Consider the following 23,707-nt stretch of genomic DNA (forward strand, 5'->3'; position numbering starts at 1 on the left):
ATTCAATGCTATACATCCAACTTGCGCTTGCCAGCTTATCGAACAAGCCACTATTGCACAACACACTATCCTACACAAACGAAAAGAATCATCTTTGCTACACTATGACTGTTCCAGATCGGTATAGTCCGTTCCCATCTTCATTTATGATAGCGGATTCATAAAGCACAATACACTACATCGACGCCAGAGGAGGATTTTATATGAGTTATCAAAACTGGGCAGGCAACTACACCTACGGTGCAACGGAACTTGTGTATCCTGAGAATATTGAGCATCTACAACAACTGGTCAAAGAACATTCACGCATCAAGATTCCCGGCAGCGGTCATACGTTCAACTCCATTACTGACACCGACGGCATCTTCATCTCGCTGCGCAAATGGAATCGACTGCTAGAAGTGAACGAGCAGCAACACACGGTGACCGTCGAAGGCGGCATTACATACGGCGAGCTGTGCGCGGCGCTCAGTCAAACAGATTACGCCCTGCACAATCTGGCATCCCTGCCGCATATTACGATTGCAGGAGCTATCGCCACCTCCACTCACGGCTCCGGTAGTGAAAATGGCAGTCTGGCTGCCGCAGTCGAAGGCTTGGAGCTGCTTGACGCCAGCGGCGAATTGCACAGCTTCCAGCGCGGCGACGCACAATTCACCGGTGTGGTTGTCAATGTCGGCGCGCTCGGTATCGTGACCAAACTGACGTTGAAGGTTGTACCGACGTATACAGTCAAGCAATTCGTGTATGAGAATCTGCCGCTTAACCAACTGGAACAGCACGCTGACGATATCTTCGCCAGCGCCTACAGCGTCAGTTTCTTTACCGATTGGCAACAGCCTTCGTTTCATCAAGTGTGGACCAAATGCCGGGAAGAAGACGGCGCAAGCTATGATGGGCTGACCGACTTGTACGGAGCGACCCCAGCAACAACTGCACTGCACCCACTGCAAAATATGCAAGACCAGACGCAAAATTGCACCCAGCAGCTCGGAGAACCGGGCATGTGGTATGAGCGACTGGCACATTTCCGGTTGGAGTTTACACCGAGCGCGGGCAAAGAGCTGCAAAGCGAATATGTATTGCCACGAGAGCATATCTACGAAGCGGCACTGGCGATTCATGAACTACGTGAGCATCTGAAGCCAATTCTGTTCGTCGGTGAATTGCGCACCATCGCCGCGGATGATCTATGGCTGAGTCTTTTTTACAATCAGCCGTCCGTCGCTTTTCACTTTACATGGCACGACGATTGGACAGCCGTGGAACGCGTACTACCGCTGATCGAGCAGGCACTCGCACCATTCAATGCCCGTCCACACTGGGGCAAGCTGCACACCGTGCCAGCCGAGACATTGAAGCAGCAATTCGACAACCTGCCACAGTTTCAGCAGCTAGTAGAGAAGTACGATCCGCAGGGGAAATTTAGCAATGATTATTTGGAGACATATATTCGGGCGAACTAGAGAGGAACCTTGCAATGAAATCATCAGCAAAAGTTGCTTTAGCTACAACCATGCTAACTTTGGTATGCGGTACGGTAGTGTATGCTGCAACAACGGCTCCGCAGATTTTTGTTAACAGTAATGCTGTACAGACAAATAAACCACTGCAAATCATTGACGGCTCGGTCTATGTTCCGCTACGTACGATTTCGGACAGTCTTGGCGTTGCTGTACAGTGGGACAACGCTAGTAAACGTGTGTATGTAAACTCTGATCCGAATTTCCAATCCGAAGCAAGCGCTGTGGAATATGTGTCTGAACAGAATTTGGCTTTGAAATGGATCATGGCGTACGATGAACGACGGCAACAAGATATGCTTCCTCTGATTTCTTCAAATTTTAAAACGGATATCTATAAGGAGAGTTTTCCCGCAGGCAGCTATAATGCCAATAGTATTGTAGATATGCGAGTGGTTGCGCGCACCACTGATACGCTAACAATGCGAATCGTGCAGCGAGTAACCGCAGAAGATGACTATAGCGTCAAGGTAGAGAAATGGAATTTCACTTTTGAGAACGGTAAAATCAAATTCGTTAACATTGTTCCTAAATCTACACAGGCATTGGATCGATATACCGTCGTGCCCGGAGCTACGTTTGGCAAATGAGAAAGAAAGCTCATCTATTCCTGAATCACAGGATGATGAGCTTTCTTTCTCTATTCACTTCTCCGCTACAATCGTAAACGTCTTCGGAATGCCTTTATCGAACACATCGGATGACTGGTTTGGCAATTCTTCCAGTACTTTGATGATCAGCCCCGTCGAAGCAACCGCGGTAACGATCTCGCCAAGTGTCCAGTTGCGCAAGTACACCTTTTCCCGTTCTGGCTCAGCAGTGCCGGATTCGGCGTATTTGGAATAGGATACTTCCTTTTCCACTAGCGACTGATCAAAATAATCGCCGTCGACTTTGTGCTTGCGGATCTTGGCGGTGGTGCCGCGCGATGAGATTAGCTTAGTCGATATCGGGTGAAAATCCTGCAATACTAGTCGTCCGCCCTGATGTAGCACACGCGCCACTATGTCAAACAGCGGACGCAAATCGGTAAAATAATGCAGGATGCCAAACTCCATAAATACGACATCGTACCCACCATTCAGCTCCTGCGGCAATTCCAGCACGTCAGACACGATATAGCGCAGTGGCACACCAGCAGCAGCTGCTAGCTCCAGCGCATATTGCTCATTTTCCGGGGAAAAGTCTGCTACTGTCAGCTCCGCACCGAGTAGTGCCAGCGCTACTGCCTTGTTGCCGTTCGAGCCCATCAGGTTGATGATGCGTTTCCCCTGCACATCGCCCATATGAGTGAGCGCGCCGCTAATACGCTTGCGCGGATCGCTTTGGATTTTGCTTGCGGCTTCGGCTGGTGTACCAAACCGATTCAACCACGATTGATATGTGCTTCCGCTCCATGCGGATTTATTTTGCTCCGATGATTCCATTGTCGTGCCTCCATTGATGTCATCCTGTATTGGCATATTGTATCATAATCCTGCCGTTCTTCTAGTCACAACATGCGGTATAATGAAAAGAATACCTTTTGTCGTCTGTCATATTATGCAGTCATTTTATATAGCAAGCCGCAGATTTCCTTGTGTTCCTCGGTGAACACAACGCAGAAAGGACGAAATGCCATGCCGCAACATCATGAACCATCGGAAGCGTTGGAAGCCTCATCCGCTTCCGCTCTGTCGCGCAACAGCTTATGCTTCTGCGGCAGTGGAAAAGAACTCCGACACTGTCACCCCCGTTCAGCACCTGACAGCCGGGCTATGCATATGACCGATCTGTATCGTCAGGTGGATCATGTGATCGACGATTATCATGAGCATAGTACCAAGCATCCACCATGTGCAGCAGGTTGCAGTAGCTGCTGTTCGGATTATTTTCCGGTATCGCAGGTCGAATTTGAATTGCTGCTCAGTTATATGGAGCATAGCTGGAGCAAGCATGATATCCGCGAAGCGTTTGAACAGGCGGAGCGCAATCTGGAGATATTTCAACAGGACAATCCACCGATGTACGATGCGCTGGTGAACCGTACCAATCGCAAGCAGGAGCTGGATTCTATTCGCCATCATGCGGGGCGGAATAGCTTTGCCTGTCCGTTACTCGATCGGGAAAAAGGCATCTGTCGTGTATATCCGGTACGACCGTTTATTTGCCGTACCCATGGCAGCTCGCATACCTTTTATGGCACATTCAAAGAAAGATTGATGTCGGAGCGTGTCTGTCAGCATATTCCGAGTAGCCGGGCGCATCGCCGGGTTACACCGAACATCGTGGATTACTGGCAACCGTATGAGCAGCTTGCCGATGTGTATGTCGGCGCGCAACGCCAGCCGCTGCGACAGTATCCGATCTTTTACTGGTTAGTACTGTACAATCGTCACGGCGCAGGACCGACGGCGCAAATTGGTAACCGCGATAACTTTGACCTATCGTTGGAGCAGCATAACGATAATATGGCGGCTCACGGCAAATAGTGCGTCATGGTATTAGTGTAGCCATCCTTGTCTGTATACCAATCTTATGAAAGTAGATACAGATCGTGCTGATAGAAATGGTAATGATGCAGACGAGATCGTGAACCACTGTATGACTCAATGTGTATGTTGCCTGAATCATGAACCGTCGGATGCAGCTTGCATATGGAACGTAGAAAAGAAAACCAACCGCTTCGACATTGCTGGAGCGGTTGGTTTTTTGGCATTTGCTTGTTTCGAAAATCAATCTATTAGCTGTAATGCTTGATCAAAATGTTATTATCTCCGATAGTAAGTCATTATTCTTAATAATAAGTCATCATTTCTAACACAAAAAGATGTATTTTCTCACCTTCAAAAAGCGTATATTTCATTTTGCAGGTAAACGCTCCTTTTTTTGTACAACATGCTTATTTTTATGCAAAGAAATGATGAAATGTTTTATGTATCGTTTAACGTAAAAGCGTTATGATGTTACCTAATTTACTCTTTCACTGCCGCGTTGCAGTGAAATGGCATAAGGAGGAGCCTCTATGACGCTATTGCAACAACCTGTTATCGCTGCCGTTATCATTCTCGCCATCATTGCTGCTGGGGAAGTAATCTCTGTGCTGACTCGTGCCAAAGTGCCGATGCTGCTCATTGCGATCCTGATCTATATGGGACTGCTGTGGACGGGTATTTTACCCAAAGATATTATCAAGAATTCCACCTTTACCTCAATCGGCATGGTGATGATCGCTCCACTTATCGTACATATGGGTACATTGATTCCGTTCAAAGTGATGAAGCAGCAGTACAAATCCGTATTAATCTCCCTGATCTCCGTCCTTATCGGCGGCGGTCTGGTGCTGTTGATTATCCCGCCAATTCTCGGCTACACAACTGCGGTCATCGGCATCGGTCCTATGATCGGGGGCAATATCGCTACGATCATCACCACGACGGAATTGGAGCGACTTGGACTCAATGCGCTCGTCACTATTCCCGTGCTGATGCTGGCGATTCATAAGCTGTTCGGTATGCCGTTGACCAGTTATTTTTTACAGCGATATGCTATTCATTTTCGGGATCATCTGCAACAGCAGGATACGGCGAATGATTCGGATCTTTCTGCTATTAAAGGTAGTGATGCATCTGCGCCTAGCGGCAGATTCAATAGCCCCTACATTATGGTGTTCAAGCTGTTTCTAGGTGGTGCGCTTGCGACGATACTGGATGAATGGACAGGCATCAACTACACGCTGTTCTGCCTGATCTTCGGCATTGTAGGTGCGCAAGTCGGCTTTTATCAGCAAAATATGATGGATCATGCCAAAGCGACTGGTATTGCGATGATCGGTACGGTATTCATCGTAATCAGTTCCATGACAGACGTGACTTTTGGTATGTTCATCAGCTATATTCCAAAAGTATTGCTCATTCTGCTGTTCGGTCTGGTCGGTGTGTTGGTCGGCGGCTATTTCAGTTCCAAGCTGTTAAAATGGGACCCGCGCAAAGGCATGTCTGTGGCGCTCACTTCGATGTACGGCTTTCCAGCAGATTATATTCTGTGTCAGGAAGTGAGCCGCAGCGTCGGTCGTACACCAGAGGAACAAAAGCGCATCCTTGACGATCTCGCACCGCCGATGCTCATTGGCGGCTTCACGACCGTCACCGTCGCTTCAGTCGTCATCGCCAGTTTGTTAATCAAGACGTTATAACTGCTGTCATGCATCATAATTGCTGTCATATCAATGTATCGCTCTGATTGTTGCGACGGGATGGAATGGGACGGGATGGCTAGATACAGTCCGATTACGCGTACAATCCGGTGTGCGATCTGACAATTCGCATGTTACATCTTCATATTTGACTTTTCCGACTATATTAGTCAGAATTTTATTCAATGTATATCTATCGTTCTGCTCATTCTATGTACCATCATTGCACTCGTTACGATACTATCATCCGCTACGTGAAAGGAGTATCTACTCATATGTCTCAATCTCAAGACGATGTACCGGATTTTCAAGCGTTTGACCAGCTGTCTGCCGAGCGACGAGAGCAGTGGTTGGAGCAGCTGTTCACCCTGCTGCGTCAGGAAAGTATTAGCCACGACGGTACTGGTATGGATACTTGCGCCGTCATGGTACAACAGCTGTTGGAACAGGCAGGGCTGCAAACGAGAATATTCGACGAAGGACAGTATCCTATCGTGTACGGCGAGTTGATTCGCGATCAGCAGCTGCCGACGGTGTTATTTTACGGACATTACGATGTGATGCCGCCTGATCCGCTGGAAGAATGGCACTCCGATCCATTTGCACCGGAGATTCGCAATGGCAAAATCTATGCGCGTGGCGCGGGCGATAACAAAGGTCAATTTCTAGCGCACATTATAGCGATTCAATCGTGTCTGGAGCTACATGGTCAACTACCGATCAATGTGAAAATACTAATCGAAGGCGAAGAAGAAACTGGCAGCCGCAGTCTGCCGATCTTCGTAGAGCAGCACCGCGATCTGCTGCAAGCCGATCTCGTCTACACGTCTGACGGTCCACAGCATGTGAGTGGCGCGCCAGTCGTACTGCTTGGCGTACGTGGTGCGCTCGCGATCAAGCTAACGTCCCATGGCGCGCAGTGGGACAACCATTCCGGCAACAAAGGTAATATCGTTCCCAATCCCATTTGGTCACTTGTCCATTTGCTGGATTCCATGCGCTCACGAGATGGGAAGATTCTGGTGGACGGATTTTTCGACGATGTGCGTGCAGTGAGCGATGCGGAAGCAGAGGCGCTGCGCCAGCTGCCGTTTGAGCTGGATGATCTGGCACGGCAGGTCGGTTATGCAGCGCTGGATATGGATGGGGAGAGCTATTATCGTCGCCTGACGATGGAGCCAACATTGAATATTCATGGCATTCATAGCGGCAGTACAGGCAAGGGCATTATCCCAGCCAAAGCAGAAGCGTATATCGACGTGCGGCTCGTGCCAGATCAGCATCCACAGCAGGTGTACGACAAGCTGGCACGTCATGTGCAGCAGCACGCACCGGACATTATTATTGAGCAGGTGATGAGTGTGCCGCCATCTCGCACACCGGTTGATCTCGATATCATCCAGACCGTCATCCAAACTGTCACCGAAGCGTATCCGCTGGCTCCGGTTATTCAGCCCGGCATGGGCGGCACGCTGCCGAATTATGTATGGACGGATATTTTAAAAGCACCATCCGTCATTGTACCGTATGCGCCGTATGATGAAGCGAATCATTCGCCTAATGAGAATACAGGTGTGGATGATTTCTTGTATGGGATTCGCTGTACGTATCATTTGCTACATCGGTTGGCGGCGGATACAGCTCGTACTGCGGTCTGAAGGCAAGAGCTACAATTCCCTAGCACTAAAAACGCCTATATATTTTATATAGCACTCATACGTTCTATACAGCACTCATGTGTTCTATACAGCACTCATGTGTTCTATACAGCACTCATAATACGTTCTATACAGCACTCATATGTTCTATAACGCACTCATACGTTCTATACGCCATTCATATGCTTTATACATTATGTATATGGTCTTATGGCTATACGCAATAACGATGATGTTTACTAAACAAATCAACGAATAAGCAGCAACTACGGTGAAAAGCCGTCGTTGCTGCTTATTTGTTTGTATTTCTGTATATACGTTACTCCTCCACATTCACCGGCAGCACATGCCGCCGCTCGACTGGTGAAGTCAGCACGACCGACGTATTCACATAGCTGTATACCATCAGCCGATCAACAAGCTGGCGTAGCCCTTCCATGCCATCGACCGCTGCTTTGATTATGTACCCGATCTCCCCTGTCACGCGGTGACATTCGATCACATCTTCCTCCTGCACGATCATCTTCTCCCATTCGCTAGCGGACACCTTCAGATCGCTGATCTGGATCATTAGCAGAATACTGCGCCCAATCGCTGCCGGTGAGACGATGGCGGTAAAGCCTTGAATAACTCCTCTTTCCTGTAAACGATGCAGTCGTTCCGTTACGCTCGGACGGCTGAGCGACAACTGCTTGGACAGGTCGCTAATCGTCATGCGTGCATCCTCCTGCAATAATGTCAGCAAACGTGCGTCAATATGATCCATGTAAGCTTTCCTCCCTGTATGTATATTCCATTTTGCCTCGTCATGCCAATATGTAGCCTTAACGATCCATTATTATTCATTTTGACAAGGATAACTGGTAATTCTATCTTTTTTTATATGTGTTTTGCTTGTTTGGTATTATATCATGTACATATTGCAAAATGAATAATTATTCAACGTGATCGAAAGGATGATTTCATGTCTTCATCTACATCTGTGAATGCTTCGCAGCATGCTCTGCGTCTGTTAAAAGTAGTACTCGGCTGTATGCTTGTCAGCGCCGGGCTGCTGTTGCTGCGACACGCTCAGGTCGTAACCGGCGGTACAGCAGGATTGTCGCTCAGTCTCAGCTATTTGCTGCATATGCCGTTTGCTTTATTGTTTTTTGTTATTAATATTCCATTTTATGTATTCTCGCTCTTTCGGATGGGATGGAGCTTCACACTCTCGACCGTCTTATCCGTCTGCCTCGTATCGCTGATGACATCAGTGGATCGCTGGCTGCCTACGTTTGCTCTGCCGCAACTGGCAGGTACGGTTATCGGTAGCATTCTATGCGGACTGGGATTGTCCTTGCTGTTTATGAATCGCGCTTCGCTAGGTGGCGTAAACATCGTAGCAATCTTCATGCAGCAGCGGTTCGGCTGGAATCCGGGGTTGGTGAACTTTGTGTTCGATTCCATCGTCGTGTGCATCGGGCTGTACTCGGTCGGATTGTATGAAGCGGTATTGTCAGCGATGTCGGTAGTGATCGTATCCACGATTATCGGATATTTTAAAAATCGGATTGCTCGTGGGAACAGTCGCCCAGTTGTCGCAACAGCTCCCGTGGCGGCGCAAGGCACGAGTGCGGAAGCTTCGTAATTCTTCGTAATTCAGAGTATAAAATATAGCTTACAGTATAGTAGATACTTTGAGCGGCATGTAATCATAGCGCCATGAAGCTATACAACTACGCAGTCATGGAGCTATATAGCTACGTAGTTATGGATTTGGACATATATGGATATGTAAATGCTATACAGTTGTAGCTTCACAGAATGGTAGAGTGTTGGAAAGTCATAGTCACACGGTTAATGACTTGAGTAGCTACACTACATTGTGAATAGTGACTATCAGATAGTAATAAGCTAGCGATGTCAACAGGATCAAGGACGCTTATAGACAAGGCGGCTGTGATCCTGTTTTATTTTGTATCAGAATATACCAACCAATTATGCCAAAGCAAACATATGTTGCATACAGCAAAGTATTTTCATTTAGTGATATACTTGGTACAGATTGTCTGAACACGGATCATGCATTGGTACACAACATGTATAGACGGTACACGATAGAAAGGAACTCTACTATGGATACGACTTTGCTTTTGGAACACATTCTGCTGCTGGCGGTCGGGATGCTCGCTTCGATCTGTGGAGCGGTTGCCGGGCTGGGCGGCGGGTTTATTATTGTGCCGGTATTGGCGTTTCTGTATGTCATTCCGGTAGCGAATATTTCCGGTACGTCGATGGCGGTACTGTTCGTCAGCGCAATCTCCAGCACCCTCGCCTATGCTCGTCAGCGTAAAATCGACTACCGCAGCGGCATCGCCTTTTCGATTGCGATGATTCCAGGTTCGATTCTTGGTGCATGGACGACAAGCGTCGTTGGGAGCCGCGTGTTTTTTGTAGCACTTGGTATATTTCTCATGATTATGGCGGTGATGATCAACTTCAAGCCGACGCAGAGCAGAGACGGATTTTTGCGTCCGACGGTTACGCATCGGCTGACTGACAACACTGGTAGTGTACATGAATATTCATTTAATCTATGGTTTGGCTGCGGGGTTGCGTTCTTTGTCGGCTTTCTATCTAGCTTGTTCGGTATCGGCGGCGGCTCGGTGATGGTGCCAACGATGATTCTGTTTCTGACATTTCCACCACATATCGCGACTGCCACCTCAATGTTCTCGATTTTGCTATCGTCGTTTGTTGGTACGGTATCGCACGTAGCACTCGGACATGTGATGTGGGATCAATTCCTCTGGCTCGCCATCGGCGCACTGGTCGGCGGACAGATTGGCGCACGGATCGCATCCAAAATCCCTGCCAAAGCCATCGTGCGCGTGCTAGCAGTCTGCCTGTTCGTGGTCGCGATTCGGATGCTGTTCAAAGGGTAAAAAGAAGCTACCGGATGAGCTATGGAACGGTAAAATTATGAGCAAGCATGAAGGACAAACATCCATACATTCTTTCATTCATCATAGTATTCCTATTTTGGGACAGAGAAAGGTTCTGAGCATATGTCATTTGTCAAACAAAGCATCTATACACGCTACATCCCTGCTATGAAGCCTGCCGAGCAGGAGAATGAGACGGGATACTGGTTTATTTTCCGAGGAAATGAGATGCTGGTGCATCAGCAAAATGAACAGCTTGCCGTTCCAGTTGCCAAAGGGCTGGAGCAATACAAGCTAGAGCCGCTGCGTTCACTCTATCTCGGCTCGATTGAGCAGGCTTCGTGTTACACTGCTGAAGTTAGCAAAGATATACAAGCGCCGGAAGCTATGGCATTCATCCCGCTGTTCGGTCTGTTTGAACAGATCGATCAGGATCTGTTTCATGTCGCTGGACGTGCGGTGCAGATGCTCGGCTGGGATGCGACGCATCAGTTTTGCGGACGATGCGGTACGGCGCTCGAACATGCAGAGCATGAACGCAGCAAAGTTTGCCCGAACTGCGGTCTGAGTCAGTATCCACGCATCTCCCCGGCAGTCATCACGCTGATCACCAAAGGCGACAAGCTACTGCTGGCGCGCGCCGGACATTTCCCCGGGAATATGTATGGTCTGATCGCTGGTTTTGTTGAGGCGGGCGAAACGTTGGAGGATTGTGTACAGCGTGAGACGATGGAGGAAATCGGCATCAAGGTGAAAAATATTCGCTACTTCGACAGCCAACCGTGGCCGTTCCCGCATTCGCTAATGGTCGGTTATATCGCCGAATACGACAGCGGCGAGATTCAAGTCGATGGCGAGGAGATTGTGCATGCAGATTGGTTCGACCCGCATGATCTGCCGAATATTCCACCGCTAATCAGCATCGCGCGCAAGATGATTGACTGGTATGTGGAGCAGCAGAAATAAACGTTTTTACGTATTCACTAGTGAGGTTTATATGTGCTATAATCTTTGTATACAATCCTTGTACAGTTTGTAAAGTAAGTAAAAAATTTCAGTTTCATATATCATGAAGGGGAGTAACTTAAATGCGCGATAACATTTTACCTTTCAAACCTATAGAAAAAACCATCAAAATAAAACAGCCTGTCTCAAAATCTTCTTTTGATCGTTTTGATTGGATTACAGAAGAAGATTGGAAAGAGATTAATGAAGTTGATCAACGTGGAAGATATTCACATAGTACAGATGATGATCAGGAGGTTTAACAAAATTGACTGAACTCATCCATTTTTTTGAACGTAAAAATTGGCCTACCATAGGAGCCAATGATCACCTTCATAAAAATAAATTTGAAAATTCGATAAGACGAATCGTCCGACGCGTCTTATCGAATTTTCAAATTTAACGTTCCTTCACTATGCTTACCACTGAAGTATTTAACTTTTCCGAGCTTTGAAAAGCTATTTGCAGAATTAGAAGTTTGGGCAAAAAAGTTGAAGAAGACGAGCACTAGAATGCATTTACTGAGTAAATGCGTAAGAAACTTAAAAGATTGTTTGAAATCTAGGGGTAAGTCGCGTGGCAGAAAAAGTATTAAATAGTTTATTCGCACAGACTTGCAAACTCAAGAATAAGGAGCTGGCTGATAATGAGTAGTGAACTTTCAGTAAATCTTGCATTTGCGTTGAACCAAGAGGGTCAAGAAGAAATTACAGACATCAAAGAATTCATTCGTATTATCGAAGAATCCAGCGACAAAAAGGTTATAGAAAAAGGATATGATGATAGAGATATTGAGCTAGATGTCGGCGGCAAAATCGTGAGGCTTGTGTACGAAAATGACATCTGGCAAGCCGCATCTACTGACGAAGAAATTCAACGAGAAGTTGATGAGATGCAGGCAGCCGGGCTTACAGGTTTAGAAGACTTAGAGGATAACGAACCCATTGATTATTTCAACACAGACGAAAAAGATGATCACGAAGATGAAGATGAAGACTTCACCACTACTCTCTATCCAAACGAAGAGAGCAGAGAAGAACGATACGAACTCCTAAACAAGGATATTGAAAAGTTCAGAGACCGGAATTGATTTGATCAGGGCCGCCCATATGGCGGCTTTTTACATAGGATGGGCAGGGTGTACGAGAGATCGATAAGCATTCACTTGGCTAGGCATTACGAGGCATCTGGAAACACTTCTGAGTATAGTCAGTCGGAACAAAAAAGTTTTAAAAATTAACATGCTTATAACATTAATTATACGTTTTTTGTTAGGGTTTCGATTAGTTTTATCAGCTTTTCTGCTGATTTTATACCTTCCGGATCATTATAATGAGGTAATTTAAAGAAAATAATGGAAACCCACTACTAGTTAGCGACGTATAAATGAACAGATACCGACTAATTACGTGAAAGGGCACATTATGTTCGCAAAAATCAAATCATTTCTATCAAAGATCGGAAAAAAGCTGATCTCTCAGACCGGAATCAATATTATTACAGTTATACTCTCGCTTACCGCTCTGTTTTTGCCCCCAATATTAGATAATATCAAATCACAAGAAAAAATGCAGTTGTATACTTTCCAATCAGAAGCCTCATACAAGTTTCAAATTACAGAGAGCCAAGAATTTTTTACGGTACCTTGGCAATTTAAAGTATTATTAGCCAATACAAGTTCAAATGTAATAACATTAGTTAACTTCGATAACGCTGCTACCGAAGGCAAGAAAGAAGACAGAGGGGGTAAAAACCTAGTAACGGATGTAGGATTTTTGTCTGAAAAAAACGAAAAAGTTGAATTGCCTATTATATTGCAGCCTGGCGAAGGAATTGTTTTAAAGAAAATTGAAAGGCTAGCTCTGCCTCGTGAGTTGATTGAGCCAATCAATAACGTTTACATGAGTGAGAATGGAAAGAGCATCTTCAATCAAGATTTAACATACTATGACTTGCTTTATTACTCTGTAAAAGCTAAACAAGACGTCTTCAATAATGAGTTGACTGGCACGGCTATCAGAGACGAAATCGGAGTTAAAGATGTTACTTTTGGCTTCGAAGGCGGATCGATATTCCCTAAATGGCAGCCAGAATTCATGTACACTTTCACTAGTGCTAAAAATAAAAACTTCAAAGTTGAAGTCACACCTTATATGAAAGAAGAACCTTCAAACTAATTGAAGGTTCTATCCTATTTAATCTGCTATTCATAATGACGTATAATGCTCCTGCATTTACGAGACTCGACGTATGGTGAGTGTCTAGCGCATGCCGAACCTAGGGCGTATGCCCGCAGTGTGAATATATTGTTATACGTAGTTGCATGCTTCACGAATAACTCTCAATACTATATTTTATTTATCATTCTAATATATGAATAACTGCATAGTTTTGCGATTATTGAAATTGTATTATCTTCAATTGCCTTACCAAGAACGTCAAACTGCGATAGTGTCTTGGTGTCAATTACTTTGCAACAAATTATATCAGCACCAATAGTTCTTATCTCTTTCCAACAACTTATTATTTCTTCGTATGTTTCTCCTAAAATGTATGGATCTTCAATTCTAACTAAATCTCCCTTTCTAATAAATCGAAGATCAAGAGGACTAGAAAGTTTTCTAATTTCGATTTCTCCATCTGTACGAGTAAATTCTACGGTATTAATACTTTGATGTTCTTTATCATTTTGATCAATTTCTGAACGCACGATTTTAACACCTCTTTAAATAATTATTGTGTAATTGCGTATAATTCTTCATTCCCAAACTTCGTACAACTTAAACTTTTCAAGTTATTCACGAACTTCTATTTTTCTTATATTAATTATATGCCTAGTTACATCAAAGTTTCATCTTTATGCAGCTCCCGATTATATCCAAAAATGGTTGAATAGCTTTCCTATTTGGAGAGCTATCCAACTTATAACAAATATTTCTTATTAACTATTCATCTTAACTTGAATCTGCTTTATCTGTTTCTTCATTGTTTCCTCTGATTTAAAAGAGCTTTTGCTATTTCATTACGATTCATACCTTTTTCTTTCAAATCATATACTTGTCGTTCTATTGGAGTTAGAACATATCTTAGTTTTCTTTCTTTTTTCAACTCCGAAATTAGAATATGAAATATACCCGGATGTATGCTTACTTGTTTGAGTTGGGCAGCGCGTATCGCATCAGGGAGATCCATATACAATAATTTTTTAATTATAGTTAATAGTTCCATTATCAAAAGCTTCTAACACAATATCTTTATCATCCAGATCAGTGATCATAATAATATTATTTAATCCTAACTTCTTCAGGCTCACACGCTGCTTTAAATCCGTCGCAGCAATTCGGAGTAAGTATAACATCTATTAAAGCTACAGCAACTTTTTGTTCTTTATAAGATGCAATTGCTTCTTTGTAGCTTCTAGCACAGTGAACTATTTTAATGTCATTATGTTTTTCGGGGTACTCTTTTATGCAATCCATCCAAATGGGATCGTCTTCAACGAGCATTAAATTAATATAATCCATTGTATAAACGTCCCCTTATGTCATATTCTATTTTATGAACATATTATTTCCATTGATTTTCTTTTGTACCTTATCTCACCCTTCACTTTGAATGTAATTCAAAAAAATAGGATGTTATTAATTTTATTTTACCAATGGTTACTGAATTTTATATTCTAACCCGTGGTGCTAGTTGAAAAATAAAAATAGCCTTTGCCCAGGAAAACGTCTAAAATGAAAGTGACCAAACCCCATTTTGTAAGGTGGATTCCTGTGCAAAGACATCTTTATTGTACACAAAAACTGCGCTCGGTACAAAACCAATTTGTCGCTATTTTGAAAAAAGTTCAGCAGGAATTGCAAGCTTTTGCTCCGTTTCTGACACGAAAAAACTATCATCTACTTCAGCAAAGCGATGCTCGTATCCTGACACTTCATCTGCTGGGAAAAGCGCTAGGATTCACCTCCGAACGTGCCTAGCATCGCTTTATCCAAGGGAATGTAGGTTCTGTTGTCGAACGTTCTCGGTATAATCGGCGATGCCGAGATCTTCGCTTCGCACTCAAGTGGTTGCGCAAGCGACTCTATTCGCCAAAGTTTGGCAGCCCCTACTCGATCATTGACAGCCTTCCTCTTCCCTTATGCCAACCGGTTCGTTTCACAAGAGTGCGATGCTTTCGAGGTTTAGCTGACGTTGGCTATTGTGCTTCAAAACAGAGTCATTACTATGGATTCAATCTACACCTGCAAATCGATTCATTCGGTTTCGTCCAAAGTTACGTCTTGTCGACTGCTTCGGTTCACGATGTACAGGTGGTAGAAGAGTTGTTTCGCCAGGCGCCTTCTGCTGCCCTCGTTCTTGGAGACAAAGGGTACCTCAGTCACTCTTTACATGTTCGTTTGGAGCAAAACGTTGGTACTCTCCTTTGTGTGCCCACTCGTTCGAACAGCAAAAAATAACGGTGGGCGCCAGCCTTTACACGCTGGATGCGACGCAAACGCAAACAAATTGAAACGGTATTTTCCATTTTATTGACTCGTTTTGCTCTTTCTTCGATTCGTTCGAAGAGTCCATCCGGATTTGTAGATGGACCTTTTGCTAGCCTATACGCTTTGGAAAATAGGAGTCATTCAAGATTAATTGTAACTAGCACCACGGGTTATGAATATATTTATGTTGCTCCAATTATAAGTGTTCATCCTGAAAAAGATCATCATAAGAAATGGTATCAACGTATGGTTGCGGACTCTCACCCTACTAATATATACATTCCACGCGAAGATAGGTAAGAACGTTATATTTCACTAGCACAGATAACCAGTATACATAAAGGTTCATTACTTCGGAATGTAAATGAGATCATAACTCATGACCGTCTCAAATTATTAAGCAGTAATTTAAATTTCATTCTGGATCTTGGACTAATACAGCCTCAAGAAGCTGATCAGTTTATCGAAGAAACAGGTACAGACTAACCTATATTTTATTACAATCAATAAAGGCTGCTTTACCGGCATTTCATTACAATGCGCGGAAGCAGCCTTTATTAATTATTTTAATTTTTACTATCGAATTACTTTCATAGCTGGTTACTCTACAAATTGTATAGAACCCCTTGCTTATCTGCTATTTCCGTCTTCGCATCACCACTACTACCCGCCCAATCTCAGCGCTCAACTTTCAGCAGGAACTTCTCCAACGCTTCTGTATTAGTGATGCTATGATTACACGTCTCGTCATCCATGCAGACGTATTGCCCGACGGAAGACAGATTGTCCGGTGAGTGGGCTTTCATTTTCACATTGAAAAAGCCCAGCTCCTGATTGCGATTGCAGAACATGCAGAAGCCTCGTTTGTTCGTCGGCGTGATCTGTCCTTCGGTTGCGATCAGACGATCTTCATGCGGATAGACGATAAACAGCCGATTGGCGGCAATATCGATCCAGCGTAGATACGTCGTGCGAGTTAGATCCACTGCGGACATCTCTGGCGCTTTCAGCTTTTTCGCTTTGGGAAACAGCTTTTGAATCTGCTTGGGCGTTACTTCAGGAAACGGAATGACGTGAGATTCCAGCGAATCAAGATAGTTCTGGATATCCTCTGTCTGCTGATACGTTCCTAGCAATTCCAGCAAAGACTTCTGCTCCGTTGTCAGTGAATCGAATGTCGCGATGATCTTCTGCACCGCACTGTATTTGACCGTCTCCAGCACTTGCCGATCTGCAATCCCTCGCATCGTTTTGATCAGAAAATCCGCTTGTTTATGAATAAAGTTCAATTGATGATTGTGAATGAATGGTGTTTGCATCGCTTTCAGCCCCTTATATGATTTGGTTCAAGCATAAGGTGCAAAGCCTGCGGGCATTTCCGTGTTGCCTATTCAGGGCGATGAGTCTTATCTCTTCGCGCCCCGCACAAAGTCCACCCTGTTCAGGCTTCGCGCAAGGCCTCTCTAGCTAACGAGCAATCCGGTGCGAATCCAAATGCCACGGTAGAACCCCCTATCATTGTGAGTATACGGGAAGTATACCAGTGTGATGGGATCAGGGCAAATGTAGCTTCATTTATAACAAACATTTTAATAAAGAAACTTATTATCTATTTATACGTAAAAAGTTGAAGCTAACATATTCTCTTAGGGGGAATTTGATTTGTTTAATGCATGGAGTATAGGAATATTAATTTTACATATACTAGTAATGATCTATGTTTATCTTTTTAAAGAAGAGAAATTTATATGTGAAAAGCCCTGATTTTTTCTAAAAATAATTAAAACTTTACTAAAATTAAAAAAAGAAGGAAATGGATATTTTTATTTTGAATACGAAGATTATATACTATAATGAGCATAGAAAGAGAAAATCTAATTTCTGATTATACTTCCGACATCAATCATATGGGGGAGATATTGAATGAAAAAAAATGGAGATCATTACTATCGTATTGTTAGATCACATATGTATATTTTTTTTCCAGAAGATGACGATAATCCAAATCGAGTACAAGTTACTGATTTAACAGCAGCTCCATTTTCTTACGAGAATCGCGTGCACTATCATCAAAATCAAAAAGCTTATCATTGTGCTAATCTTCAAGCGTTTGAATCGTTTGTTCCCCAAGTAGATTACGAAATTGAAGTTGCTGCATTTTCAATGGAGTTAGAACCCTTTCTGCATTTTATGCAAATTGCAAATGAGAATAATCCTAAATTAAGTTGAATACATGTCATTGAGGCAAAAAAGCCTTGACCTTCATATTATTTCTATGAAGATCAAGGCTTTTTTAGTTGATTCTGAAAGCTACATTGCAGTTGGGAACCACATAAAATGTTTCACCAAGTGTAGAAATAGCTTGTCCAGTTAAAACAGCATCATAATGACCTTGACCAAGTCTACCAACACCTATCGTATTTGAAACGGAACTTCCAGGTGTACCAAGTCCTGATAGTGGAAAACTCGTTACATAGCCACCTCTCAAATCGTAAATTTCAATCTCTCCAACAAATGTATAAGGCAATATGGAACGAGGATGTACTTCCCAACGAAGTCCTCCAGCAATGTAATCCAGCCTTGCAAATCCTCCATTTGCTGTACAGGTGGTTTGAGGAGTGATCGACTTAGCGGAATTTGGAAGGCTACATTGAAGTTCTACCTTAGATGAGTATGTATTACTTGAAACATTGTTATCAGAAGCTGAAGCGAAAGAAGAATTGAAGATACTAAAAACAGTGAGAACCAACATCAAACAAGAAAAATATAGAGTTTTCTTTTTCATTAGTTATACTACCTCACTTTCTATGATTTTCTAATATAATACATTAAATGGGATTATAAGTATATGATAAATTATGACTAAATTCCCTGTTAGCAGAATCTAAAATTTTTATTACTAAAATATACAAGTAAAATTTAAATAATGTTAGCGACAATATTATAATATAATTGTAAATAAGTGTAATAATAGGTAGTATAAATGAAATTAAAATACATATGTATGGGTTGGTATTTCGTTGGTTTAACAAAAATACAGATCTCGTCAAAAATGTTTATTTCATAGTCATATTTCTTAGTATTCATCCAATGATTTGTATTTTCTTCCCGTCATATTTGTAATTTTTTTACAAATAATCATTGATAACTTCTTTTTATTAATTTACTTGTTTATCGTCTTTTAAAGTACTTGTATTGAAGCCATTAAAAAATTTAGGATTTATTCTTTATCTAATACTATTTACTTGGAAAATCCGACTTCATTTCAATAAAGATCAAAAAACAAGCCCTCTTTTGTAAAAAGAGGGCTTGTTTTTTGATCTAAATATTAATTATATTGTACCAATATATATTCTTTACTCAATACTGCGCTCCACTCGGAAACGTGTACTTATTCATCCCTTTTACCGACAGCAACCGGAACCCTTCCCGGCTGAAATCCTGACCATTACGCGCCATCTCGTACTTCGGTGTCTTCGTGTAATAATCCATATAATTCAACATATAAGGATACGTGCGCACCACGTCTGCATTCGGCTTGGACGAACTGTAATGAGTCGGTGAGACACCGTATCCGTCCAGCGAGAATACGCCCGCTGCTGCTTCGTTCATTTTGAAAAATTGATTCAGCACGGTATCCGTACTCGCCTGATAATCGATACTGCTCACGCTCAGCAGACGTACACCCAGCACGCGGCGATACATGAGCGACTTGTCCATCTTTTGCTGAAATTCTTCCATATATGCACTAGGCAGGCTACTTCCGTTCAGATTGGCAGGCAGGATAAAGCTCTCCAGCAAATACAGATCGCTGCTGGTGATACGCGTCTTCGTGCCGGTTGGATTGAAGTCAGCGTTCTTCGTGCTGCTCATCACATCCTCAGGATGCCACGCGTTAATAAATGCCGCCATGCTCTGTCCATGTACCGCATCCACCGCTTCATTCAGCCGCGCGCGGGACACACCGTAGTCGTAACCCGCATCATCCAAGAATACGCCGTATACCCCTGCATCCTTCCACAATCCGATCCGCTGTTTGATCATATCCATGCTCAGATTGTCAGTACCATCGGTCACGCCCAGATCGACATAGCCAAAGATCTGAATGCTCGGATGAATCTGCTTGATCCGTTCGATGATCTGTAGCGTTGTCACATGATTCTCATGCTCCGGCAGCTCCAGACGGTCGCCTAGCACCAGTACATCATATTGGGCAAGTGTTTGTGCCGCTTCTTCCGGGCTGGCAGCATCGTTGATGGACTCAGGAATGCCGTAATAGATTAGCAGCTTCGGACCGGGTGTTGTGTTTGCCTGCGCGGACGCGCTATTTGTGGTGCACAATACCGTTACCAGTGCCAGCACACACAGTGCCAGACGATGATAGGTTCTCATCTTCTCTTTCTCCTTTGATGCGCTGAATTTATGAAAACTACTAATTCCCATATCATCCAGTTCGCATACCGTTTTCTTATCCACTGTATACACCATATCCCATCCAACATAACACAATTTCCATAAAAGTAAACGCCATTTCCAGAATGTTCATTCGCTCTCATCTAACAGGTCCTGGTTCTCTCGAATCATCTATTTTACGTATTTACGCAATTGTTAAAAAAGCTTTAAATCATTGCCAAATAAAGCTTTTTCCCACTCGTAAACTCGCATCCACGTATTCAAATTTTAAAAAACTATGTGATGTAAAATTTTACTCAAATAATATTACTCAAATGTAATAAAATAGTTGTCAAGGTTGCTAACTTACATATAAAATAACAAAACCAATTCCAATTTTATTCGAACGATTGGTCGTACTATTTTCATGATAAGCTTTTCATTTTACTCAAGGAGGAGTTCCCTTGCATGTTCTGATCACAGGCGGATACGGATTTATTGGCTCGTTTGTGGCGGAGCGTTTTCACAAAGAAGGACACCAGGTGTATATTATCGACAATCTGGCTTCCGGTCGGAAAGAGAACGTGACCGTCCCGCACAAATTTTACAATCTCGGTGTAGAGGATGAACGCTGTGACGAGATTTTTCACAGCATCAAGCCGGACATTGTCGTCCATCTGGCGGCACAGGTCGATGTAGCGGTATCGATGCGCGAACCACGACAGGATGCGCAAACTAACATTCTCGGTCTGGTCAACATGCTGGAGATGTCCAGCAAATACAATGTCTCCAAATTCATCTTTGCGTCCTCGGCTGCTGTCTACGGTATGAACGAACAGGTGCCGCTAACTGAATTAATGAACACGGAACCGCTATCACCCTACGGCATCAACAAGCTGCTCGGCGAAGTATATTGCAGCAAATGGAATGACATTTACCAGCTCCCTACGCTCTGCTTCCGCTTCTCTAACGTGTACGGACCACGACAGGGAACGATTGGCGAAGGCGGCGTTGTCTCCATCTACATGCAGCAACTCATGAATCAGCGCGATTTGAATGTATTCGGCGATGGGGAGCAGACGCGTGACTTTATCTATGTGGAGGATGTGGTGGATGGCATTTACCGCGGTGCGATTGGCGAACATACGGGCATCTATAACCTGTCCACCAATACAGAGACAAGTCTGAATGAGCTGATCGGCATTTTGGAGCAGCTGGAGCAGGTACAAGATGTGCATTATCTGGACGCACGCAGCGGTGACATTTACCGTTCGTCACTGGACAATACTCAGATCAAAAAGGATCTGGACTGGCTGCCGCTCTACTCCATTCGCGAAGGCATGGAGAAAACGCACGCCTGGTTCCGCGACCATCATACTCCGGTTGCTGCCGATAGACAGGCAGAGCAACCACAGGGCTATCGTCACTGGTTTGCCTTGCTTCGACCGTATGCAGAGAACTTGCTCGCTTTTGCCCTGATTGTGTTCTTAACCCGCTACGGCTCGCACTGGTCGATCTCAGCGGATATTGATTTTAAGCTTGTTTACATACTTGTACTTGGTGTTGTGTATGGAGCCAGACAGTCGGTCATCTCGGCAGTGCTCTCGTCAGGGCTGTTCTTTTACGAAGCGCTAGCCAACGGGCGTGACTGGCAAAGCATGCTATATGATCCAGAAGCGTTGTTTATGCTAGCGATCTATCTGTTCTTCGGGTTAGTGGTCGGCTTCGTATCCGACAAGCACAAGCGCGAATCGGTATACATCCACAATGAACTGGCTGCGGAGAAGGAACGCTATACCTTTTTGAGTCATATTTATCGTGATACACGCAAGATCAAGGAAGAATTGCAGCGGCAACTGATTGGCAGCAAGGACAGCATCGGACGCATATATACGATTACGCGTAAGCTGGAAAGTCTGGAATCGGAAGAAGTCATCACCGCCTCGATGGATGTGCTGGAAAATCTGCTCGATACCCGCCATATCTCTATCTATTCGGTAAATGAAAGCAATCATATGCGCCTGCTGGTGCAGTCGCGCCAAGCTGGATTTATGTTACCGAAAACGATTCATCTCGATGACGAACCTCATTTTCGTCAAGTGATCGATACCCGTAACATGTGGATCAACAAGGATATGGAGCCGAACATTCCGATGTATAGTATGCCCGTTGTGCATGATGATCAGGTGATTGCGCTGATCTCACTGCATGAACCATCATTTGAACATTTGAATATGAGTTATGAGAATCGCTTCAAGGTGAGTGTCGATATGATCTCCGCCTCGCTGGCACGCGCATTCCGGTATGAAGGCGCGACTCGTCAGGATCGGTATGTGGACGATCTGCCGATCTTGAAAGAAGCTGCGTTTGCCCAGCTGCTACGCACGCGTGAAGAAGCGCGCAAGCTGCATAATAGCGACTATAGCCTGCTCATTTTGCAGCGGGAACAGCGTACCTTTAACGAATTGGTCATGCTGGTGGATAGCATCAAGCGCGATTCGGATCATCTCGGCATGCTGAATGGATTGCCCGTGCTGCTGTTGTCTCATGCAACGATCGCGGAAGCACAGCTCGTCATTCAGCGTTTGCATCAGTACGGTGTCAGCGCCGATTTGCAGATGGAGGAAGCGCTCTATGCTTAGTGTACTGCTGGTCTATTACATCCTCGCCGTCCTGTACAGCGTTGTACGCTACCGATTCCGGCAGCAATTGGGCGAGGATACCGCTGGCTCTATCACATTCGTTCTGCTGCTACCGCTGTTCGGTTTGCCATTATCCCTACTGCGCGACGGGCTACGTTCTGGCTATTTGCGCTTGTCGCGCTCTACCGGTCATCTGCTGGATGAAGTGCAGGACACTCATCATGTACGTGTATTTCGCAGTCTGGATGTGCGCAAGGAGAGCAATCTGGTGCCGCTGGAGGAAGCGTTGCTCGTCAACGATCTGTCCAGCCGCCGCCGTCTGATGCTTGATTTTCTGAAGGACGATCCCGGTGCAATGATGCCTCTATTGGAACAGGCAGTCAGCAACGAGGATACGGAAACGTCCCACTACGCTGTGACCGCTGTTGTCGAGATCAAGCGCAAGCTGACGCTTGGCATCCAGCACTGGTCGGTGCGCTATGGTAGCGGCGAGCATACGCCGGAAGTATTGACCGAATACGCGGAAGTGATTCGGCAGTACATACACAGCGGATTCATGGACAGTCCGACACGCCGCTCGCATCTGTCTACCTATGCTTCTTTGCTTGGTGAGTTGATTGAGATGGATCATGCAGATGAAGAGGTATTTCAGGCGAAGATCGACAGTGAATTGCAATTGCAGCGTCATGATGAAGCGCTGCGTTATCAAGTGCTGTTCCATACCAGATTCCCGCATAGCGAGCTGCCTTATCTGGCAGCGTTGAAGCTATATTACGAATTGCAGATGAAGGACGCGTTCTTCGATACGCTGCAATCGCTCAAACAATCTCCAGTGAAAGTATCCCATACGGGCCTGAATGTGATTCGGTACTGGTCGGAAAAAGGTGCGTAAT

Annotated in this window: 24 protein-coding genes; 16 read left to right on the forward strand and 8 right to left on the reverse strand. The window is 44.4% G+C overall.

Annotated elements, in window-relative coordinates; all coding sequences use genetic code 11:
- The first annotated feature begins 203 nt into the window (after positions 1-203).
- On the forward strand, positions 204-1,466 hold the full coding sequence (locus ACDE64_RS23040; RefSeq protein ID WP_411348456.1) for an FAD-binding protein: 1,263 nt from the start codon (positions 204-206) through the stop codon (positions 1,464-1,466).
- Between the two features lie 14 nt (positions 1,467-1,480).
- Positions 1,481-2,113: a stalk domain-containing protein gene (locus tag ACDE64_RS23045; protein ID WP_411348457.1), complete on the forward strand. Its 633-nt coding sequence runs from the start codon at positions 1,481-1,483 to the stop codon at positions 2,111-2,113.
- Positions 2,114-2,167: 54 nt separating this feature from the next.
- Here ACDE64_RS23045 and ACDE64_RS23050 read toward each other — a convergent pair whose 3' ends face one another.
- Positions 2,168-2,950: a class I SAM-dependent methyltransferase gene (locus ACDE64_RS23050; RefSeq protein ID WP_411348458.1), complete on the reverse strand. Its 783-nt coding sequence runs from the start codon at positions 2,948-2,950 to the stop codon at positions 2,168-2,170.
- Between the two features lie 192 nt (positions 2,951-3,142).
- Between ACDE64_RS23050 and ACDE64_RS23055 the strand changes: the two genes are divergently transcribed.
- From ACDE64_RS23055 to ACDE64_RS23065, 3 genes are all read left to right on the forward strand, one after another.
- Complete coding sequence (locus tag ACDE64_RS23055; RefSeq protein WP_411348459.1) at positions 3,143-3,994, forward strand: YkgJ family cysteine cluster protein; 852 nt, start codon at positions 3,143-3,145, stop codon at positions 3,992-3,994.
- A gap of 533 nt (positions 3,995-4,527) precedes the next feature.
- Positions 4,528-5,697, forward strand: coding sequence for a hypothetical protein (locus tag ACDE64_RS23060; RefSeq protein WP_411348460.1), 1,170 nt, complete (start codon positions 4,528-4,530; stop codon positions 5,695-5,697).
- 275 nt (positions 5,698-5,972) lie between these two features.
- A complete protein-coding gene (locus ACDE64_RS23065) occupies positions 5,973-7,355 on the forward strand; it encodes a M20/M25/M40 family metallo-hydrolase (protein ID WP_411348461.1) in 1,383 nt (460 codons plus the stop codon).
- Between the two features lie 319 nt (positions 7,356-7,674).
- Here ACDE64_RS23065 and ACDE64_RS23070 read toward each other — a convergent pair whose 3' ends face one another.
- The gene (locus ACDE64_RS23070; RefSeq protein ID WP_411344383.1) at positions 7,675-8,121 is read right to left on the reverse strand and encodes an Lrp/AsnC family transcriptional regulator; all 447 of its coding nucleotides are present in this window, start codon (positions 8,119-8,121) and stop codon (positions 7,675-7,677) included.
- A 198-nt stretch (positions 8,122-8,319) separates the two neighbouring features.
- Here ACDE64_RS23070 and ACDE64_RS23075 point away from each other — a divergent pair, with 198 nt between their 5' ends.
- The 6 genes from ACDE64_RS23075 (at position 8,320) to ACDE64_RS23100 (ending at position 13,464) form a co-directional block, all read left to right on the forward strand.
- The gene (locus ACDE64_RS23075; RefSeq protein WP_411348462.1) at positions 8,320-8,985 is read left to right on the forward strand and encodes a YitT family protein; all 666 of its coding nucleotides are present in this window, start codon (positions 8,320-8,322) and stop codon (positions 8,983-8,985) included.
- A gap of 487 nt (positions 8,986-9,472) precedes the next feature.
- Positions 9,473-10,282 (forward strand): sulfite exporter TauE/SafE family protein, encoded by an 810-nt coding sequence (locus ACDE64_RS23080; protein WP_411348463.1) that lies wholly within the window; start codon positions 9,473-9,475, stop codon positions 10,280-10,282.
- A gap of 123 nt (positions 10,283-10,405) precedes the next feature.
- The gene (nudC, locus tag ACDE64_RS23085; protein ID WP_411348464.1) at positions 10,406-11,248 is read left to right on the forward strand and encodes an NAD(+) diphosphatase; all 843 of its coding nucleotides are present in this window, start codon (positions 10,406-10,408) and stop codon (positions 11,246-11,248) included.
- Between the two features lie 122 nt (positions 11,249-11,370).
- Complete coding sequence (locus ACDE64_RS23090; RefSeq protein WP_411348465.1) at positions 11,371-11,550, forward strand: hypothetical protein; 180 nt, start codon at positions 11,371-11,373, stop codon at positions 11,548-11,550.
- A gap of 383 nt (positions 11,551-11,933) precedes the next feature.
- Positions 11,934-12,377 carry a hypothetical protein gene (locus ACDE64_RS23095; protein WP_411348466.1) on the forward strand — a complete coding sequence of 148 codons (444 nt, stop codon included), beginning with the start codon at positions 11,934-11,936 and terminating at the stop codon, positions 12,375-12,377.
- 334 nt (positions 12,378-12,711) lie between these two features.
- Positions 12,712-13,464, forward strand: a complete 753-nt coding sequence (locus ACDE64_RS23100) for a hypothetical protein (protein ID WP_411348467.1) — start codon at positions 12,712-12,714, stop codon at positions 13,462-13,464.
- Positions 13,465-13,634: 170 nt separating this feature from the next.
- Here ACDE64_RS23100 and ACDE64_RS23105 read toward each other — a convergent pair whose 3' ends face one another.
- The 3 genes from ACDE64_RS23105 to ACDE64_RS23115 all read right to left on the reverse strand — a co-directional run bounded on the left by ACDE64_RS23105 (position 13,635) and on the right by ACDE64_RS23115 (position 14,811).
- Positions 13,635-13,997: a hypothetical protein gene (locus ACDE64_RS23105; RefSeq protein ID WP_411348468.1), complete on the reverse strand. Its 363-nt coding sequence runs from the start codon at positions 13,995-13,997 to the stop codon at positions 13,635-13,637.
- A 272-nt stretch (positions 13,998-14,269) separates the two neighbouring features.
- A complete protein-coding gene (locus tag ACDE64_RS23110) occupies positions 14,270-14,515 on the reverse strand; it encodes a hypothetical protein (RefSeq protein ID WP_411348469.1) in 246 nt (81 codons plus the stop codon).
- 56 nt (positions 14,516-14,571) lie between these two features.
- Complete coding sequence (locus ACDE64_RS23115; RefSeq protein ID WP_411348470.1) at positions 14,572-14,811, reverse strand: hypothetical protein; 240 nt, start codon at positions 14,809-14,811, stop codon at positions 14,572-14,574.
- 213 nt (positions 14,812-15,024) lie between these two features.
- Here ACDE64_RS23115 and ACDE64_RS23120 point away from each other — a divergent pair, with 213 nt between their 5' ends.
- The gene (locus ACDE64_RS23120) at positions 15,025-15,270 is read left to right on the forward strand and encodes a hypothetical protein (RefSeq protein ID WP_411348471.1); all 246 of its coding nucleotides are present in this window, start codon (positions 15,025-15,027) and stop codon (positions 15,268-15,270) included.
- A 9-nt stretch (positions 15,271-15,279) separates the two neighbouring features.
- Entirely contained in the window at positions 15,280-15,750 is a 471-nt protein-coding gene (locus ACDE64_RS23125) for an IS982 family transposase (protein ID WP_411350381.1), read from the forward strand.
- Between the two features lie 707 nt (positions 15,751-16,457).
- On the opposite strand, the gene ACDE64_RS23130 is transcribed toward ACDE64_RS23125, so the two are convergent.
- Complete coding sequence (locus tag ACDE64_RS23130; protein ID WP_411348472.1) at positions 16,458-17,099, reverse strand: FusB/FusC family EF-G-binding protein; 642 nt, start codon at positions 17,097-17,099, stop codon at positions 16,458-16,460.
- A 604-nt stretch (positions 17,100-17,703) separates the two neighbouring features.
- Here ACDE64_RS23130 and ACDE64_RS23135 point away from each other — a divergent pair.
- On the forward strand, positions 17,704-18,009 hold the full coding sequence (locus tag ACDE64_RS23135; protein WP_411348473.1) for a hypothetical protein: 306 nt from the start codon (positions 17,704-17,706) through the stop codon (positions 18,007-18,009).
- 64 nt (positions 18,010-18,073) lie between these two features.
- On the opposite strand, the gene ACDE64_RS23140 is transcribed toward ACDE64_RS23135, so the two are convergent.
- A complete protein-coding gene (locus tag ACDE64_RS23140; protein WP_411348474.1) occupies positions 18,074-18,565 on the reverse strand; it encodes a hypothetical protein in 492 nt (163 codons plus the stop codon).
- A gap of 575 nt (positions 18,566-19,140) precedes the next feature.
- Complete coding sequence (locus tag ACDE64_RS23145; protein WP_411348475.1) at positions 19,141-20,172, reverse strand: hypothetical protein; 1,032 nt, start codon at positions 20,170-20,172, stop codon at positions 19,141-19,143.
- A 464-nt stretch (positions 20,173-20,636) separates the two neighbouring features.
- On the opposite strand from ACDE64_RS23145, the gene ACDE64_RS23150 reads away from it, so the two are divergent.
- The gene (locus tag ACDE64_RS23150) at positions 20,637-22,814 is read left to right on the forward strand and encodes an NAD-dependent epimerase/dehydratase family protein (RefSeq protein ID WP_411348476.1); all 2,178 of its coding nucleotides are present in this window, start codon (positions 20,637-20,639) and stop codon (positions 22,812-22,814) included.
- On the forward strand, positions 22,807-23,706 hold the full coding sequence (locus tag ACDE64_RS23155) for a hypothetical protein (protein WP_411348477.1): 900 nt from the start codon (positions 22,807-22,809) through the stop codon (positions 23,704-23,706). The genes ACDE64_RS23150 and ACDE64_RS23155 overlap by 8 nt, the downstream gene beginning before the upstream one ends.
- The last annotated feature ends 1 nt before the right edge of the window (position 23,707 follow it).

Origin of the sequence: Paenibacillus sp. WLX2291, from assembly GCF_046603665.1 — a bacterium.
Classification (GTDB): Bacteria; Bacillota; Bacilli; order Paenibacillales; family Paenibacillaceae; genus Saccharibacillus.